This window comes from Rhizobium subbaraonis, assembly GCF_900220975.1.
GTDB classification, from domain to species: Bacteria; Pseudomonadota; Alphaproteobacteria; order Rhizobiales; family Rhizobiaceae; genus Mycoplana; species Mycoplana subbaraonis.
In genome coordinates, this window is record NZ_OBQD01000004.1 from 293,125 (window position 1) to 308,747 (window position 15,623).

Below are 15,623 nucleotides of genomic sequence, written 5' to 3' on the forward strand. Positions count from 1 at the left end.
CGTTCGCTTGCTCGATATCGCGCCTATTCGATATCGAAGGAGACGCCCTGTGCCAGCGGCAGGGCCTTCGAGTAGTTCACGGTGTTGGTCGCGCGGCGCATGTAGGCGCGCCACGCGTCCGAACCGGATTCGCGGCCACCGCCGGTCTCCTTCTCGCCGCCGAACGCGCCGCCGATCTCAGCACCCGAGGTGCCGATGTTGACATTGGCGATGCCGCAGTCGGAGCCGTCGGCAGACAGGAAGCGCTCGGCCTCCTGCATGTTGAGGGTGAAGATCGAGGACGACAGTCCGGCTGCGACGGCGTTGTGGTCTTCCAGGGCCTGGTCGAAGTCGGAATACTTCATGACATAGAGGATCGGCGCGAAGGTCTCTTCGAGAACCGGGCCGGCCTGGCTCGGCATTTCGACGATTGCCGGCTTGACGTAGTAGGCGGTGTCCTTTCCGGCTTCTGCCACGCGGTTGCCGCCGACGACCTTGCCACCCTCGGCCTTGGCAGCTTCCAGCGCCTTCTGCATGTTGTCGAATGCCTGCTTGTCGACCAGCGGGCCGACGAGGGCCGTGGTCTCGAGCGGGTTGCCGACGGAGACGCTCTCATACGCCTTCTTCAGGCGCGGCACGAGCTGGTCGTAGACGCTGTCATGGACGAAGAGGCGGCGCAGCGTGGTGCAGCGCTGGCCGGCGGTGCCCATGGCGCCGAAGGCGATGGCGCGGAGCGCCATGTCGAGATCTGCCGACGGGCAGACGATGCCAGCATTGTTGCCGCCGAGCTCGAGGATCGAGCGGGCGAAGCGCTTGGCAAGCCGCGGGCCGACTTCCTTGCCCATGCGGGTGGAGCCGGTGGCCGAGACAAGCGCCACCTTCGGGTTGTCGACGAGTGCCTCGCCGATGGCGCGGTCGCCGATCAGGACCTGGCTCAGGTTCTTCGGCGCATCGCCGAAGCGGGCGATGGCGCGCTCCAGGATGGCCTGGCTGGCAAGCGCGGTCAGCGGCGTCTTCTCCGACGGCTTCCAGACGACCGGATTGCCGCAGACGAGCGCGAGCGCCGCGTTCCACGACCAGACGGCCACGGGGAAGTTGAAGGCCGAGATGATGCCGACGACGCCGAGCGGATGCCAGGTTTCCATCATGCGGTGGCCGGGGCGTTCGGTTGCGATCGTCAGGCCGTAGAGCTGGCGGGAGAGACCGACGGCGAAATCGCAGATATCGATCATTTCCTGAACTTCGCCGAGGCCTTCGGAGGGAATCTTGCCGGCCTCGATCGAGACGAGGCGGCCGAGATCGGCCTTGGCGGCGCGCAGTTCCTCACCGAGAAGCCGGACGAGTTCGCCGCGCTTGGGAGATGGAACGAGGCGCCAGGCCTTGAAGGCTTCGTGGGCGGCCTCGATCGCCTTGTCGGCATCGGCGGCCGAATGGGTCTTCAGCTTGGCGATCTCATCGCCGGATACCGGGCTGAATGAGGCCATGTCGCCGCCCTGCCAGGCAGAGGCGGGTACGCCGAGCTTGTCGAGCAACTTGGCGGTTTCCTGTTTCACGTCGACCTTGGTCATCGTCCTGTTCTCCGTTGTAAGTGTAGTTTGCAGGCGGTCCGCAGACCGCCCGTGTTCCTAGAAGGTGACGCAGCCGAGGGGAGCCGGTGATGTGATCGCCTTCAGCCCCTTGGCCAGCCGCCGGATCTCGTCCGGCGTGTAGCGGTCGTAGAAAACCTGGTTCTTGCGGCCGATCGCATGTTCCGCGCTGTAGCTGCCGCCGAAGTCCTCTACGGCCACCTTGAAGACCCATTCCCGCAACGCGCTTTCAAAGCCTTCATCGGCAAGGCGCGGATCGTCAGCGGGGACGACGAGATTGAAGTGTACGCCGCCGTCGCCGATATGGCCGAAGTCGCAGATCGTCACATCGGCAAAATGCGCCGGCATCTCGGCCTTCATGTGGTCGAGGAAGCGCATGATGTCGCCGCGGCGGAATGAAAGATCGAAGGCGATCAATCGCCCGCTATGCTTCACGCCCTCCGACAGTGCATGACGCAGCGCCCACATCTCGTGGGGCGGACCGACAAACGCGTCGGCAAGCGGCGCGTCCTCGCGCTCCCAGATCGCGGCCAGCACCTCCTCCAGCACCGCGTCCAGCAGTTGCTCCCCCTCGCGCGGCGGCGAGGTGCGGGAGATTTCCGCCAGGATGACGAAATCCGGGACGATGCCGCCCTGAAAAGGATTTCGCAGCGAGGGGGCGTGGGCAAGCGCGGCTTCGACCGCATTTTTCGACATGCCTTCGAAGGCGGAGAGGTAGCTGCCGAGGGCGTCTTCCATCGCCACCAGCAAATCGGGAACGCGATCGGCCGCATCCGGCACGAGGAAGGCGGTGGCGGTCTGGCGCGGCAGGGGCTCAAGGTTCAGCACGCATTCGGTGACGATGCCGAAGGCGCCGGAGGTGCCGATGAACAGCTGTTTCCAGTCGACGCCGGTATTGTTCTTGCGCAGCCCGGAGCCGAGATCAAGCACCGTGCCGTCTTCGTCGGCGAGCACGACCGTAAGCCCCAGCGTGTTGCGGCGCACGTCGCCATAACGCAGGAAACGCGAGCCGCCAGTGTTCGTGGCGATCATCCCCCCCAGGCGCGGGTCCGCGCCGAGGTCGATCGGAAAGAACAGGCCGGCCTGTTCCAGGCGCTGGTTGACGTCCGAAAGGCGCAAGCCCGCGCCGGCGGCCAATGTCCTGTTCACCCGGTCCAGTGCGAAGGGGGCGGTGAGGCGGTCGAGGCTGAGGATGCCTTCCTGGCCCGAACTGTCGGGCGTGGAGCCGGAGACGAGGCCGGTATTGCCGGACTGCGGCACGAGCGCAATGCCGTTTTTCACGCAGTAGGACACGACGGCGGAGGTCTCCTGCGTCGAGGCGGGGCGCGCGACGAAGGCGGCGCGACCCTTGTCGTAGCGCGCCCCGGCCTCGTAGGCTGCCATGTCGGAAGGCTCGGTGAGAAGACCCTTCTCGCCGAGGAGCGCCCTGAGCGTCTCGATATGGTTTGCGTCGATCATCGGCCGACCGTTACTCCGCGGCGTCCGCCATGCCGGCAGCGCCAAGGCACACTTCAATAGAGGCCTTTTCAATGCCGGCATAGTGGGCGAACTCGTCAAGCACGCCGGCGCCGAGGTCGCGCTCGAACATCACCTGGTTGGGGCTTGCGACAAATTCCTGCGCCGCCTCGTCGCCGAGATTGGACTGGAAGATGCCGGCAGCGGAAACGGGCAGGAAGTCCTCGTAGACGATCGGGTCGAACTGCACGTGGCCGGCTGCGATCAGCGCCTCGATGTCGTCTCCGGCGATCCTGCCGGCGCGGCCCTTCTCGGTGAGCGAATAGGTGAAATAGCCAAGGCCCGCCTTGCGAATCTCGTTCCAGTCGTCCGGGAAGGCTTCAAAGACGCTCGCCAGCGCCGCTTCGTATTCTGCGGCATTGGATCCGTCGGCTGCGGGACGGGCGATGGCGCGCGTATCGTTCAGCAGCTTGTCGTAGAGCGCGCGACCCTTCGGCGTAAGCGCGATGCCGCGCTGCTCGATCTCACCGAAGCGCGCGGTGTGCGAGCCGGCCTTCCATTCGCCGCCCTCGCCGATGAACGACACCGGCTCTTCCAGCGCCTTGAACGACGTCTGGCGCAGCAGGATCGGACACTTGCGGGTCGGAGGGCCTTCGACGACCGCCTTGGGTGCAATTCCGGCGCCCGGCATCCGCGCCTGCACCTTGTCGATATCCAGCGTACGCGGGGTCAAATGGTTGATGTGCGGGCCCTTGAAGGATACGACGTCGGCGATCAGGCGATGAGCGTCGTGCAGGCGCTTGTACAGGTCGGCGCTGACGATTGCCCGGTCATGCCAGCGGAAAGTCTCCAGCACTTCGCCGACGAAGGCCTCCGCATCAACAGCGTCCAGCCCGCCGTCCTTTTCGGCCTTCTCGACCAGCTCGACGGCGCGGTCGGTAAAGATCCTCCGCCCCGCCAGGACTTCGGAGGCTTGCGCGCGCAGCGCTTCGTCGGCGATCAGGTCAAGCCGCAGCAGCGATGTGAAGACCCGGAAGGGATTTCGCTTCAGTGCCGCGTCGCCGACCGGGCGGAACGCGGTGGAGTGAACCGGAACGCCGGCGGTCGAGAGGTCATAGTAGCCGACCGGGTACATACCCATCACGTCAAAGACGCGACGCATCATCGAAAGCTCCGCCGGCGTGCCGAGGCGGATGGCCCCATGGCGTTCCTCGGAGATGCGCTCAAGCGAATCGGTCGCTTCAAGGCGGGCTTGCAGGTGCGGATCGGCCGCCAGCGTTTCCTCGTTGACGCGCGCGACCAGCGCCATCAGCGTGCCGTAGGCCGGGACTTCGTCGCGGTACATGGCCGACATGGAGGCGGAGAATGCCGAGCGGATGTCGTCGGCGGAGGTATGTATTCTTTCTTTCATGGCGGCCCGTCTCGTCTCGATATTACGCAGTTCCGGATGGAAAACAGCTTCACACTTTTCCTGGAATTGCTCTACAAGGGGCGAGGGCCCCGATCATTCTTAAAATGGATCATACCGGATCGGAACGCCGATTGATCGCGCATGTTTTGACTGGGTTGATGCGAGAGCCGAATGAAGTTGAGCCGCAGGCTGATCCCCGACGTGACCACGCTGCAGGCGTTCGAGTGTGCTGCGCGCCATGGCAGCTTCACGCAGGCGGCCAATGAGCTGAACCTCACCCAGAGCGCGGTCAGCCGGCAGATCAAGGACCTGGAAGAGCAGCTCGGCGTGCTTCTGTTCGAGCGCGTACGCCAGCGCGTCGTCCTTTCGGAAGACGGGCGCCGGTTCCTGCCCGAGGTGCGAAAGCTGCTGCACCAGACGGAAGAGACGATGCTGCGCGCCATGTCGGCGGCTCGCTCGGACCACAGCCTCACCATCGCCACGCTTCCGACCTTCGGCAGCCGCTGGCTGACCCCGCGCATCCCGGCGTTCCTTAAGAGATACCCGGGCACGGTGCTCAATGTCGCCTCGCGTTCGGCCCCCTTCGACTTCGACGAGGAGAGTTTCGACCTCGCCATCCATTATGGCCAGCCGGTCTGGGCGCGGGCCACCTGCTCCTATCTCTGCAGCGAGGTGATCCTGCCCGCGGCCAGCCCGGAGCTTCTGCAGCACTGGCGGCTGAGCGAGCCGAAGGATCTCGAGGCGGCGCCGCTGATGCATCTGGCCACGCGGCCGAAGCTTTGGGCCCAATGGTTCGAGATCAATGGCGGGGCGACCGAGACGGCCTACCGGGGCCATCGCTTCGACCAGTTCTCCATGGTGATCGAGGCGGCAGTGGCGGGCCTGGGCTTTGCGCTCCTGCCGCGCTACCTGATCGAGCAGGAACTGGCGACCGGCCGACTTGCCGTCGTCTTTGACCGGCCGATGCAGACCGACAACAGCTATTATCTCGTCGTGCCCGAAGGAAAGCTCGAAAACTCGCTGAGCCAGGCCTTTCGTGCCTGGATCGCGACCGAGGTCAATTGAGCGGCGCCAAGAGCCCCTGGATTCATTCGCAAGGTGAATGACCCGGTGCCGAAACAGCACTTTCCTCCTTGCCGGCAATGGGGGAATGTGCCGCCATCCCGAACTCGTCCATTGAAGAAGACAACCCATGCAGAACGATCCCCGCTCCCACGGCCTTTGGGAACTGACCGCGCCGCCCGCGCCGCCCACGCTGGCCCTCTCCGGTCCGGCCGAGGCGGATGTCGTGATCGTCGGCGGGGGGTTCACCGGCTTTTCGGCGGCGCTTCATCTCGCCGAGCGCGGGACAAAGGTGGTTCTGCTGGAGGGCAAGGAAATCGGCTTCGGCGGCTCGGGCCGCAATGTGGGGCTCGTCAATGCCGGCATGTGGACGATGCCCGACGATCTTCCCGGCGTCCTTGGCCAGCTCTACGGCGATCGCCTGCTCGATCTCCTCGGCAACGCCCCGAAGCTCGTGTTCGAGCTTGTGCAGAAGCATGCGATCGAATGCGAGATCAATCCCGTCGGAACGCTGCATTGTGCGATCGGCAAATCCGGCCTGGAAGAACTGCAGGCGCGGGCCGAGCAGTGGTCGCGCCGCGGCGCGCCGGTGACGCTGCTGGACGCGGCGGAGACGGCACGGCGGGTCGGCACCGACGCCTATACCGGAGCCCTCCTGGACAGGCGTGCGGGCACGATCCAGCCGCTCGCCTATGTCCGAGGGCTGGCGAAAGCTGCGATCGCGGCCGGCGCCCACGTTTATTCGTCAAGCCCCGTGACGGGAGCAGAGCGTTCCGGCAAGCGCTGGACGGTCAATACCGACAGGGGATCGGTGACCGCGGACTGGGTGATCGTAGCGACCAACGCCTATACGGTCGCGCCCTGGGCCGAGGTGCGTGCGGAGCTCGTCCATCTGCCTTACTTCAATTTCGCCACGAAACCGCTGTCGCCTGAATTGCAGAAGAAGATCCTGCCGGGACGGGAGGGTGCGTGGGATACGGCGGAGATCCTCTCCTCCTATCGCTACGACAAGCTCGGCCGACTCGTTTTCGGCAGCGTCGGCGCGCTGCGGGGCACCGGCATCGCGATCCACAAGGCCTGGGCGCGCCGGTCGCTGAAGAAGCTGTTTCCCGAGATCGGCGAGGTCGAGTTCGAGGCCGAATGGTACGGCAAGATAGGCATGACCGTCGACAACCTGCCGCGCTTCCATCGCCTTGCCCAGAATGTGATCGGGTTTTCCGGCTATAACGGCCGCGGCATCGCGCCAGGGACGGTGTTCGGCAAAGTGCTGGCCCGCCACATTGCCGGCGAGATCGTGGAGGGCGACCTGCCACTGCCGGTCACCGAGCCGATTGCACAATCCTTCCGCCCCATTCGTGAAGGCTATTACGAGGTCGGTGCGCAACTGGCGCATCTGGTCCAGGCGCGGGTCTGAGCGCACTGTAAGAAGGTTCGAAAGGAAGGCCCGCGCTTGGGAGGAAGCGCGGGCCTTCTTGTTTGCTTGCGGTGTGCTTGCTCAGCGCGTCGGCAGGCGCGGCAGGAAGATGGTCAGGATGCCGAGCAGCGGCATGTAGGAGCAGACGCGGTAGACGAAGTCGATGCCATGGGTGTCGGCGAAGACGCCAAGCGCTGCCGCGCCAAGGCCGCCCGCGCCGAAGGCGAAGCCGAAGAAGACGCCGGCGATCAGCCCGACCCGACCCGGCACCAGCTCCTGCGCGAAGACGACGATGGCCGAAAAGGCGGAGGAGAAGATCAGCCCGATCAGCACCGTCAGCACGCCCGTCCAGAAGAGGTTGGCATAGGGCATGATGAGCGCGAAGGGGATGACGCCGAGAATGGAGAACCAGATGACGAAGCGCGCACCGAAGCGGTCGCCGATCGGTCCGCCGAGGAAGACGCCGGCTGCGGATGCGCCGAGGAAGAGGAAGAGCATCAGCTGGGCTTCCTGCACCGTCAGACCGAAGCGTCCGATCGTGTAAAAAGTGAAATAGCTTCCGATCGAGGACAGGTAGACGTTCTTCGTCGTCGTCAGCAGGACGAGCACGGTGAGCGCCCAGGCGACGCGGCCCCTTGGCAGCGGAAGTTCACGGCTGACGGGCGGGCGGCTTGCCAAGCGCAGGCGCTCTTCGGCGTACCACCGGCCGACCCAGGTCAGAATGACCATGCCGAGCATGGCCGCGACGGAGAACCATGCAACGCTCGTCTGGCCGAAGGGCAGCACGATGAACGCCGCAAGCAGCGGGCCGAGCGCCGTTCCGGCGTTGCCGCCGACCTGGAACATGGATTGAGCAAGGCCGTGGCGGCCGCCGGAGGCGGAGCGGGCAATGCGCGAGGATTCCGGATGGAACACCGCCGAGCCGAAGCCGATCAGGCAGGCGCCGAGCACGAGCACGGGGAAGGAGTGCGCATAGGCGAGGAAGAACAGCCCGAAAAACGTGCTGCCCATGCCGAGCGGCAGCGAGAAGGGTATCGGCCAGCGATCCGTCACCATGCCCACCACCGGCTGCAGCAGCGACGCTGTCACCTGGAACGCCATGGTCAGCAGGCCGATCTGGACGAAGTCGAGCGAATAGTTGTCCTTCAGCAGCGGATAGAGGGACGTCAGCAGCGACTGCATGATGTCGTTCAGCATGTGGCAGATGCTGACGGCGACGATGATGGAGAAACTGGTTCGCGCGACATGAGCCTGCGCGACGGGTACGGCCGTCGACATGGAATCCTCGGTCCTCATTCAGATTTGGTTATTGTGTTTCCTCAAGCCTCCCATAGCGTGATTGCGCACGGCCTGCTTTTGTGCTCTGGTCCAATTCTTTCGAGAGTGGGCCAAAACATGCAGAAGCTCGACCCGAAATTGCTGTCGACCCTGAATGACGACCATTTGCGCAATCTTTCGTGGATGGAGCAGTCCAATGCCGACGTGCTCGTTCACAGCAACGAGATTCCGCATGGGTATGTTGTGCCGGTGCACAGCCACCGGCGCACGCAGTTCCTGTGCGTCTTTGCCGGTGTGGTGCTCGTCGCCACAGCGCGGGGGCGTTGGATGATCCCGCCGGGACACGCGCTGCTGATCCCGCGCGGTCTGGAGCATTCGGTGGAAATGTACAGCGATGTGAGCATGCGCTCGGTCTACATTCTCTCTTCACACGGCCGGGCAGAGGCCACGGTTCCTGTCGTGCTGGAGGTCAGCGCGCTTGCTCATCATCTTCTGGCCGACGCCATCAGGCTGAAGGATGAGGAGGGGGATGGCCGCCGCGAGGATCTGGTGATGGCGCTGCTTCTGGACGAGATCGAAAGGCTCACCGAGCAGCCTCTGGGCCTGCCCTTTCCCGCCAGCGGGCGGCTTGCGGCGCTTTGCCGGGATTTCATCGAGCGCCCGGTGCCGGGGGCGAAGATCGACGACTGGGCCAAGCGGCTCAACATGAGCCGGCGCTCGTTCACCCGGCTCTTCCGGGAGGAGACCGGCGTCAGCTTCGCCACCTGGCGACAGCAGGCCTGCATTTTCGCCTGCATGCCGCGCCTTGCGAACGGCGAAGCGGTGACGACGGTGGCGATCGACGCCGGCTATGAGAGCGTCCCAGCCTTCATCACCATGTTCAAGCGGATGCTCGGTGCATCCCCGCGGACCTATTTTACCGCCCGTCAGGCAGCTGTCTGAGCCCGTCGTCTCAAAAAGACAGGCCGACGACGCCCACAGGGCACTGTTCTTGGTCGACCTTTGAGATTAGGAAGAAGCTGCGGGACCCAGATCGGGCCGCAACCGGGAGCGCTGGCCGCACGGGGAGTGAGCGTGTCGAGAACAATTCTGATCATCGGGATAGGCGCAGGCAATCCCGAACACATGACCGTTCAAGCGATCAACGCGCTGAACCGCTCCGACGTGCTTCTCATCCCGACCAAGGGCGAGGAGAAGGCCTTCCTTGCCGACATGCGCCGCGATATCTGCGAACGCTACCTGACGAACGAAGCCACCCGCATCCATGAGTATGCCGTGCCGAAGCGCCGCACCGATGGCAGCTATGACGGCGGCGTCAACGACTGGCACCACGCTATCGCCAGGATCTACGAGGAGACGATCCTCGAGCGATCCGGGCCGGACGACACGATCGGGCTGCTTGTCTGGGGCGATCCGATGCTCTACGACAGCACGATCCGCATCGTCGAGCACGTCCGCGCCGCCGGGCGCGTCGCTTTCGAGCTGGAGGTCATCCCGGGCATCACCAGCATCCAGGCGCTCTGCGCCAGCCGCAAGATCGCGCTCAACCGCATCGGCCTGCCGGTGCAGATCACGACGGGGCGGCGGCTGTCCGAAGGCTGGCCGGAGGGGACGGGCGATGTCGTCGTCATGCTCGACGGCGTCGAGGCGTTCCGCACGGTGCAGGATCGCGACGCCGAAATCCATTGGGGCGCCTATCTCGGCACGCCGCTGGAGGTGACGATTTCAGGCCGTCTCGACGAGGTGGCCGAGACGATTTCAGAAACCCGCAGCCGTGCACGGCAGCAAAACGGCTGGATCATGGACGCCTATCTGATCCGCCGCCGCGACGGACCGGAGACGGAGGGCGAGACGTGAGCGCCGGCCTGCAGCGGACCGGAAACGCGCCGGCGGTACCTCAGGTCGCTGCGGCGTCCCCGCGGCGCGGCGCCTGCCCCTCGCTCGCAGCCCCCATGCAGACGGGCGATGGACTGCTGGTGCGGCTGCGGCCGAAGCGTCCCGGCCTGCCGCCGTCGGACTGGGTCCTGCTCGCACAACTTGCCGCAGAACATGGAAACGGCCTGTTGGAAGTTACTGCGCGCGGCAACCTTCAGATCCGCGGACTGCGAGGCGAGACTGTGCCGCGCCTTGCCGCAGCACTTGCAGAAGCGGGGATCGATTTCCATCGCGGCGTCGCGGTCGAGACCCCTGCGCTATCCGGCCTCGACCCGCAAGAGATCGCCGATGCGACGCCGCTTGCGGCTGCAATACGGGATGCGCTCGGCGGGCCGCTCTCCATGCTTCGGTTGGCGCCGAAGCTCTCGATCGTCATCGATGGCGGCGGGCGGTTAAACCTTGCCGACATGGTGGCGGACATCCGGCTGGATGCGCTGCGTGGCGGAGAGAGCCTGTTCTGGCGGATTTCCGTCGGCGGTGATGCCGACGCCGCACGCGCCGTTGCGACCGTCGCGGATGCAGATGCGCTTGCTGCACTCTCGATCATCCTGAAGGCGCTTGATGGAGCCGGTCCCGCTGCACGCGGGCGCAATCTTGACGTCGACGGGTTGAAGGAAGCGCTTGCCTCGATGGCAACCGAGGAAAGTTCGGGAACGCTGTCTGCATGTCCACTGTTGCCGATTGGTCGCCACGAAATCGGCATGCGCGGCGTGCTTGGCATCGGCCTTCCCTATGGCGCAGCCGACGCCGCCTCGCTTCAAGTCCTCATGCGGGGGCTTTCCGGCCTCGGGGCGACGGAGATCCGGCTATCGCCGCATCGGGCGCTGCTGGCGCTCGGCCTTTCCGCAGGCAAAGTGGAGGCAGCGACCGTACTGGCAGAGGAATTGGGGTTCTGGACCCGGGCCGACACGCCCGGAAATGCGATTGCCGTCTGTGCCGGTTCCGCCGGCTGCGCGTCGGGAAGCTTCGACACCAGGGCCGTCGCAGACCTGCTGACGGCGTCCGCGACGGACCTGCTGGACGGGTCGATGACCATCCACATTTCCGGTTGCCCGAAGGGGTGCGCGCATCCCCGTGCTGCCGGCCTGGCGCTCTGCGGCCGGCCGGAGGGCATCGGTCTCGTTCTCGGAGGACTTGCCGGGGACGCAGCGCTGGCGACGCTTTCGCCGCGGGCCATTTGCGACGTCATGGAAAATCTCGCGGCAAAGGTCCGCGAACGGAAATTGAAGGGGGAGACGGCGCATCGAACGATCGACCGGCTGGGAGCCGGAACGATTCTCGAAGCCGTCCAGCAGGGCAGGCAATGACAGACTACGACTACATCAAGGATGGCAACGCCATCTATGAACGTTCCTTCGCGATCATCCGCGCCGAGGCGGATCTGGCCCGCTTCTCCGAGGAAGAGGCGGATGTCGCCGTGCGCATGATCCATGCCTGCGGGCTGGTGGAGGCAGCAGAGCATATCGAGTTTTCGCCCGGCTTCGTTTCTGCCGGGCGGGTGGCGCTGCGGTCGGGTGCGCCGATCTTCTGCGACGCCGAGATGGTGGCGCGCGGGGTGACGGCCGCACGGCTGCCGGCGGAAAACGAGGTCATCTGCACGTTGCGTGATCCGCGCACGCCTCAGCTTGCAAGCGAGATCGGCAATTCGCGCTCGGCGGCGGCGATCCGGCTCTGGCTCGAGCGGATGGCGGGTTCGGTCGTGGCCATCGGCAACGCGCCGACGGCCCTGTTCTACCTGCTGGAACTCCTGCGCGACGGTGCGCCGAAGCCGGCTGCCATCCTCGGCATGCCCGTCGGCTTCGTCGGTGCGGCGGAATCCAAGGACGCGCTGGCGGAAAACGCCTACGGCGTCCCGTTTGCGATCGTTCGCGGCCGGATGGGCGGCAGCGCCATGACGGCCGCCGCACTCAATTCTCTGGCGAGGGCGGGCCTATGAGCAACATTCGGCGAGGACGTCTCTTCGGTGTGGGAACGGGACCGGGCGATCCGGAGCTTTTGACGCTGAAGGCGGTACGCGCGATCGGCGAGGCCGACGTGCTCGCCTTTTTCGCCAAGTCGGGCCGCACGGGCAACGGCCGGGCGATCGTGGAAGGCCTGTTGAAGCCGGGCATGGTCGAACTGCCGCTGTACTATCCTGTCACCACCGAGATCCACAAGGATCACGACGACTACAAGAGCCAGATCACGTCGTTCTACGACGCCTCGGCAGCTGCGGTCGCGGCACATCTGGAAGCAGGCCGCACTGTTGCCATCCTCTCGGAGGGCGACCCGATGTTCTACGGCTCCTATATGCACCTGCATGTCCGGCTTGCGGACCGCTTTCCGACGGAGGTCATCCCCGGCATCACGGCGATGTCCGGTTGCTGGTCGCTCTCCGGGCTGCCGATCGTGCAGGGCGACGACGTGCTGTCGGTGCTTCCCGGAACGATGGTCGAGGAGGAGATGTCGCGCCGGCTGGCCGACACGCAGGCCGCAGTCATCATGAAGGTCGGGCGCAACCTGCCGAAGATCCGCCGGGCGCTGTCGGCGGCGGGCCGGCTCGTCGAGGCCATCTATGTCGAGCGCGGCACCATGCCGGAAAGCCGGGCCGTCCGTCTCTCCGAGAAGCTCGACGACACCGCGCCCTATTTCTCGCTGGTGCTCGTTCCCGGCTGGAGCGGCAGGCAATGAGCGGCAGGCTCCATGTGATTGGCACCGGCCCCGGAAATCCGGACCAGATGACGCCGGAAGCTTTGCGCGCGGTTGCCGATTCGGCCGAGTTCTTCGGCTACTTTCCCTATATCGACCGCCTTTCGCTGCGGCCGGACCAGAAGAAGGTCGCCTCCGACAATCGCGAGGAGCTCGATCGGGCGCAGGCGGCGCTGAAGCGCGCGGCCGAGGGCGTGAACGTGTGTGTCGTCTCCGGCGGCGATCCTGGGGTCTTTGCCATGGCCGCCGCGGTCTGCGAGGCGATCGATGCAGGCCCTGCCGAATGGCGCGGGATCGACCTCGTGGTCGTGCCCGGCGTGACCGCGATGCTTGCCGTCGCCGCCCGGATCGGCGCGCCGCTCGGCCATGACTTCTGCGCGATCTCGCTGTCAGACAACCTCAAGCCCTGGTCGGTGATCGAGAAGCGGTTGCGTCTCGTGGCCGAGGCTGGGCTGGTGATGGCCTTCTACAACCCGATCAGCAAGGCGCGGCCCTGGCAACTCGGCAAGGCGTTCGAAATCCTGCGCGAGGTCCTGCCGGCACGCACCCCGGTCGTCTTCGGTCGCGCTGCCGGCCGGCCGGACGAGCGCATGCTGGTCATGCCGCTCGGCGAGGCGGACGCGGAGCGGGCGGACATGGCGACATGCGTCATCATCGGTTCGCCGCAGACGCGGGTGATCGCCCGCGAGGGGCGCCACGACCTTGTCTATACGCCGCGCTTCCTGCCTGCGGAGGCAACATGATCGACCAGCGCCAGTGCCGCATCCACCGTTTCCGCCACAGGGACATCATTGCTTCCGGTTCGTTCCACCATGACGACCGGCAGGCCGAGCGCGCGTGCTGCGGCGATTTTGGCGTAGGTGGCTTCGCCGCCACTGTTCTTGGAAACGATTGCGTCGATGCGGTGATGGCGCAGGAGGTCGATTTCGTCCTCGACGGCAAAGGGGCCGCGGGCGAGGATGTAGGTGGCGTCCGGCACCGTCAGCGGCGGATCGACGGGATCGACGCTGCGAACGAAATAGCTGTGATGGGCGGCTGTATTGAAGTGATGGGCTTCCTGCCGGCCGATCGCGAGAAAGATGCGGCTCGGTTCGGCGCCGAGAGCTGCCACGGCATCTGTGAGCGTGGGCACGCGCGTCCAGCGGTCGCCCTCGACCGGTCGCCAGCCGGCGCGCTGCAAGCGGATGAGCGGCGTGTCCGACATCACCGCCGCACGCTCCGCATTGGCGGAAATCCGGCGGGCGAAGGGGTGGGTCGCGTCGACCAGGAGATCGATGCGGTTGAGGCGAAGATAATCGCGCAGGCCCTGAACCCCGCCGAACCCGCCCGTTCGGGTCGGAGCCGGCTGGGGCGCGGGATCGAGCGTGCGGCCGGCGAGCGACAGCGTCACCTGAAGCGCGTCGCGTGGCGCCAGTCGCTCTGCCAGTTCGCGCGCTTCCGCCGTACCGCCCAGAATGAGGATGCGCATCTTGTCCACGCCTGATCCGTCCGCCCTTTCCGCCGCCTCCGCGCCCTGGCTCACCATCGTCGGGATCGGCGAGGATGGTCTAGCCGGTCTTTCCGACACCGCCAAGGCGGCAATTGCGCGGGCCGAGATCGTCTTCGGCGGCGCACGGCATCTGGAGCTTGCGGCGGAAGCGATCGCCGGCGAAGGCAGGACATGGCTGAGCCCGTTCGAGCGCTCCGTCGAAGCGGTGCTTTCCGCCCGGGGGCGGCCGGTCGCGGTGCTCGCCTCGGGCGATCCGTTCTTCTTCGGCGTCGGCGTGACGCTGTCACGGAAAATCCAGCGCACCGAAATGACGGTGCTGCCGGCTCCCTCGGCCTTCAGTCTTGCGGCGTCGCGCATGGGCTGGGCGCTGCAGGACACCGCCTGCCTTTCGCTGCATGGCCGGCCGGTCGATCTGATCCGTCCGCACCTGCATCCGGGCATGCGCATCCTGGCGCTGACGTCGGACAGCCACGGTCCGCATGCGCTTGCGGCGCTGCTTTCCGAAGCCGGCTTCGGCGGATCGCGGCTGACGGTGCTGGAAGCGCTAGGCGGCCCGCGGGAGCGGGTCAGTTCGCACCTTGCGCAACGTCCTGAGTTCGGCGAAATCGACATGCTGAACGTCTGCGCCGTCGAAGTCGAAGCCGCTGCGGGCGCGCGCGTCCTGCCTTATACGGCCGGTCTGGACGATGGGCTTTTCGAGCACGACGGGCAGATCACCAAGCGCGAAGTGCGTGCGCTGACGCTGTCGGCGCTGGCGCCGCGGCACGGCGAGCTTTTGTGGGATATCGGTGCGGGTTCGGGGTCGATTGGGGTCGAATGGATGCTCGCCGATCCCTCGTTGCGCGCGATCGCGATCGAGGCTGTGCCTGAGCGGGCGGCACGCATCCGCAGCAACGCTGCCCGTTTCGGCGTCCCGGGCTTGTCGGTTACAGAGGGCACCGCGCCGACGGCATTGGTCGGTCTGCCAACTCCCGACGCGATCTTCATCGGTGGCGGCGGCAGCGAGGACGGGGTCTTCGACGCTGCGCTTGCGGCGTTGAAGCCGGGCGGGCGGCTGGTCGCAAATGCCGTGACGACCGAGATGGAGGCGGTGCTGCTAACCGCCCATGGCCGTCGCGGCGGTTCGCTGATCCGGATCGACATCGCGCGGGCAGCTCCGGTGGGACAGATGACAGGCTGGCGACCGGCGATGCCGGTGACCCAATGGAGCTGGGTGAAGCCGAAATGATGGGACCGAAGGCAGCCGAGGGCAGACCGGTACGGCGACATAGCCGCTTCGGTTCGGTTATTGGGCCCGCGATGCGCCAACATTGAGGAAAGAGACAG

14 protein-coding genes are annotated in these 15,623 nt (G+C 65.9%); 9 read left to right on the forward strand and 5 right to left on the reverse strand.

Annotated elements, in window-relative coordinates:
- Positions 1–23: 23 nt before the first annotated feature.
- From amaB to hglS, 3 genes are read right to left on the reverse strand one after another with little or no spacing between them, the layout of a single operon-like run.
- Positions 24–1,547 (reverse strand): L-piperidine-6-carboxylate dehydrogenase, encoded by a 1,524-nt coding sequence (gene amaB, locus CRO48_RS07875; RefSeq protein ID WP_097137898.1) that lies wholly within the window; start codon positions 1,545–1,547, stop codon positions 24–26.
- 57 nt (positions 1,548–1,604) lie between these two features.
- On the reverse strand, positions 1,605–3,023 hold the full coding sequence (locus CRO48_RS07880; protein ID WP_097137900.1) for an FAD-binding oxidoreductase: 1,419 nt from the start codon (positions 3,021–3,023) through the stop codon (positions 1,605–1,607).
- Between the two features lie 10 nt (positions 3,024–3,033).
- Positions 3,034–4,431, reverse strand: a complete 1,398-nt coding sequence (gene hglS / locus CRO48_RS07885) for a 2-oxoadipate dioxygenase/decarboxylase HglS (RefSeq protein ID WP_097137901.1) — start codon at positions 4,429–4,431, stop codon at positions 3,034–3,036.
- Between the two features lie 171 nt (positions 4,432–4,602).
- Here hglS and CRO48_RS07890 point away from each other — a divergent pair, with 171 nt between their 5' ends.
- A complete protein-coding gene (locus CRO48_RS07890; protein WP_097137903.1) occupies positions 4,603–5,496 on the forward strand; it encodes a LysR family transcriptional regulator in 894 nt (297 codons plus the stop codon).
- A 127-nt stretch (positions 5,497–5,623) separates the two neighbouring features.
- Entirely contained in the window at positions 5,624–6,907 is a 1,284-nt protein-coding gene (locus CRO48_RS07895) for an NAD(P)/FAD-dependent oxidoreductase (RefSeq protein WP_097137905.1), read from the forward strand.
- Between the two features lie 81 nt (positions 6,908–6,988).
- On the opposite strand, the gene CRO48_RS07900 is transcribed toward CRO48_RS07895, so the two are convergent.
- Positions 6,989–8,185, reverse strand: a complete 1,197-nt coding sequence (locus tag CRO48_RS07900) for an MFS transporter (protein ID WP_097138064.1) — start codon at positions 8,183–8,185, stop codon at positions 6,989–6,991.
- Between the two features lie 117 nt (positions 8,186–8,302).
- On the opposite strand from CRO48_RS07900, the gene CRO48_RS07905 reads away from it, so the two are divergent.
- From CRO48_RS07905 to CRO48_RS07930, 6 genes are all read left to right on the forward strand, one after another.
- On the forward strand, positions 8,303–9,127 hold the full coding sequence (locus CRO48_RS07905) for an AraC family transcriptional regulator (RefSeq protein WP_097137907.1): 825 nt from the start codon (positions 8,303–8,305) through the stop codon (positions 9,125–9,127).
- Between the two features lie 132 nt (positions 9,128–9,259).
- Positions 9,260–10,042 (forward strand): precorrin-6A synthase (deacetylating), encoded by a 783-nt coding sequence (gene cobF / locus CRO48_RS07910; protein ID WP_280952651.1) that lies wholly within the window; start codon positions 9,260–9,262, stop codon positions 10,040–10,042.
- Positions 10,039–11,427 (forward strand): precorrin-3B synthase, encoded by a 1,389-nt coding sequence (cobG, locus tag CRO48_RS07915; protein WP_245423457.1) that lies wholly within the window; start codon positions 10,039–10,041, stop codon positions 11,425–11,427. Before cobF ends, cobG begins: the two co-directional genes overlap by 4 nt.
- Positions 11,424–12,056, forward strand: a complete 633-nt coding sequence (locus CRO48_RS07920) for a precorrin-8X methylmutase (protein WP_097137911.1) — start codon at positions 11,424–11,426, stop codon at positions 12,054–12,056. The genes cobG and CRO48_RS07920 overlap by 4 nt, the downstream gene beginning before the upstream one ends.
- Positions 12,053–12,790: a precorrin-2 C(20)-methyltransferase gene (locus CRO48_RS07925; RefSeq protein WP_097137913.1), complete on the forward strand. Its 738-nt coding sequence runs from the start codon at positions 12,053–12,055 to the stop codon at positions 12,788–12,790. The genes CRO48_RS07920 and CRO48_RS07925 overlap by 4 nt, the downstream gene beginning before the upstream one ends.
- On the forward strand, positions 12,787–13,551 hold the full coding sequence (locus CRO48_RS07930) for a precorrin-3B C(17)-methyltransferase (protein ID WP_097137915.1): 765 nt from the start codon (positions 12,787–12,789) through the stop codon (positions 13,549–13,551). Before CRO48_RS07925 ends, CRO48_RS07930 begins: the two co-directional genes overlap by 4 nt.
- On the opposite strand, the gene CRO48_RS07935 is transcribed toward CRO48_RS07930, so the two are convergent.
- Positions 13,515–14,285 (reverse strand): cobalt-precorrin-6A reductase, encoded by a 771-nt coding sequence (locus CRO48_RS07935; protein ID WP_176526686.1) that lies wholly within the window; start codon positions 14,283–14,285, stop codon positions 13,515–13,517. The genes CRO48_RS07930 and CRO48_RS07935 overlap by 37 nt on opposite strands.
- Here CRO48_RS07935 and cbiE point away from each other — a divergent pair.
- Positions 14,269–15,525 (forward strand): precorrin-6y C5,15-methyltransferase (decarboxylating) subunit CbiE, encoded by a 1,257-nt coding sequence (gene cbiE / locus CRO48_RS07940; RefSeq protein WP_097137917.1) that lies wholly within the window; start codon positions 14,269–14,271, stop codon positions 15,523–15,525. The two genes, CRO48_RS07935 and cbiE, sit on opposite strands and share 17 nt — an antisense overlap.
- Positions 15,526–15,623 lie beyond the last annotated feature (98 nt).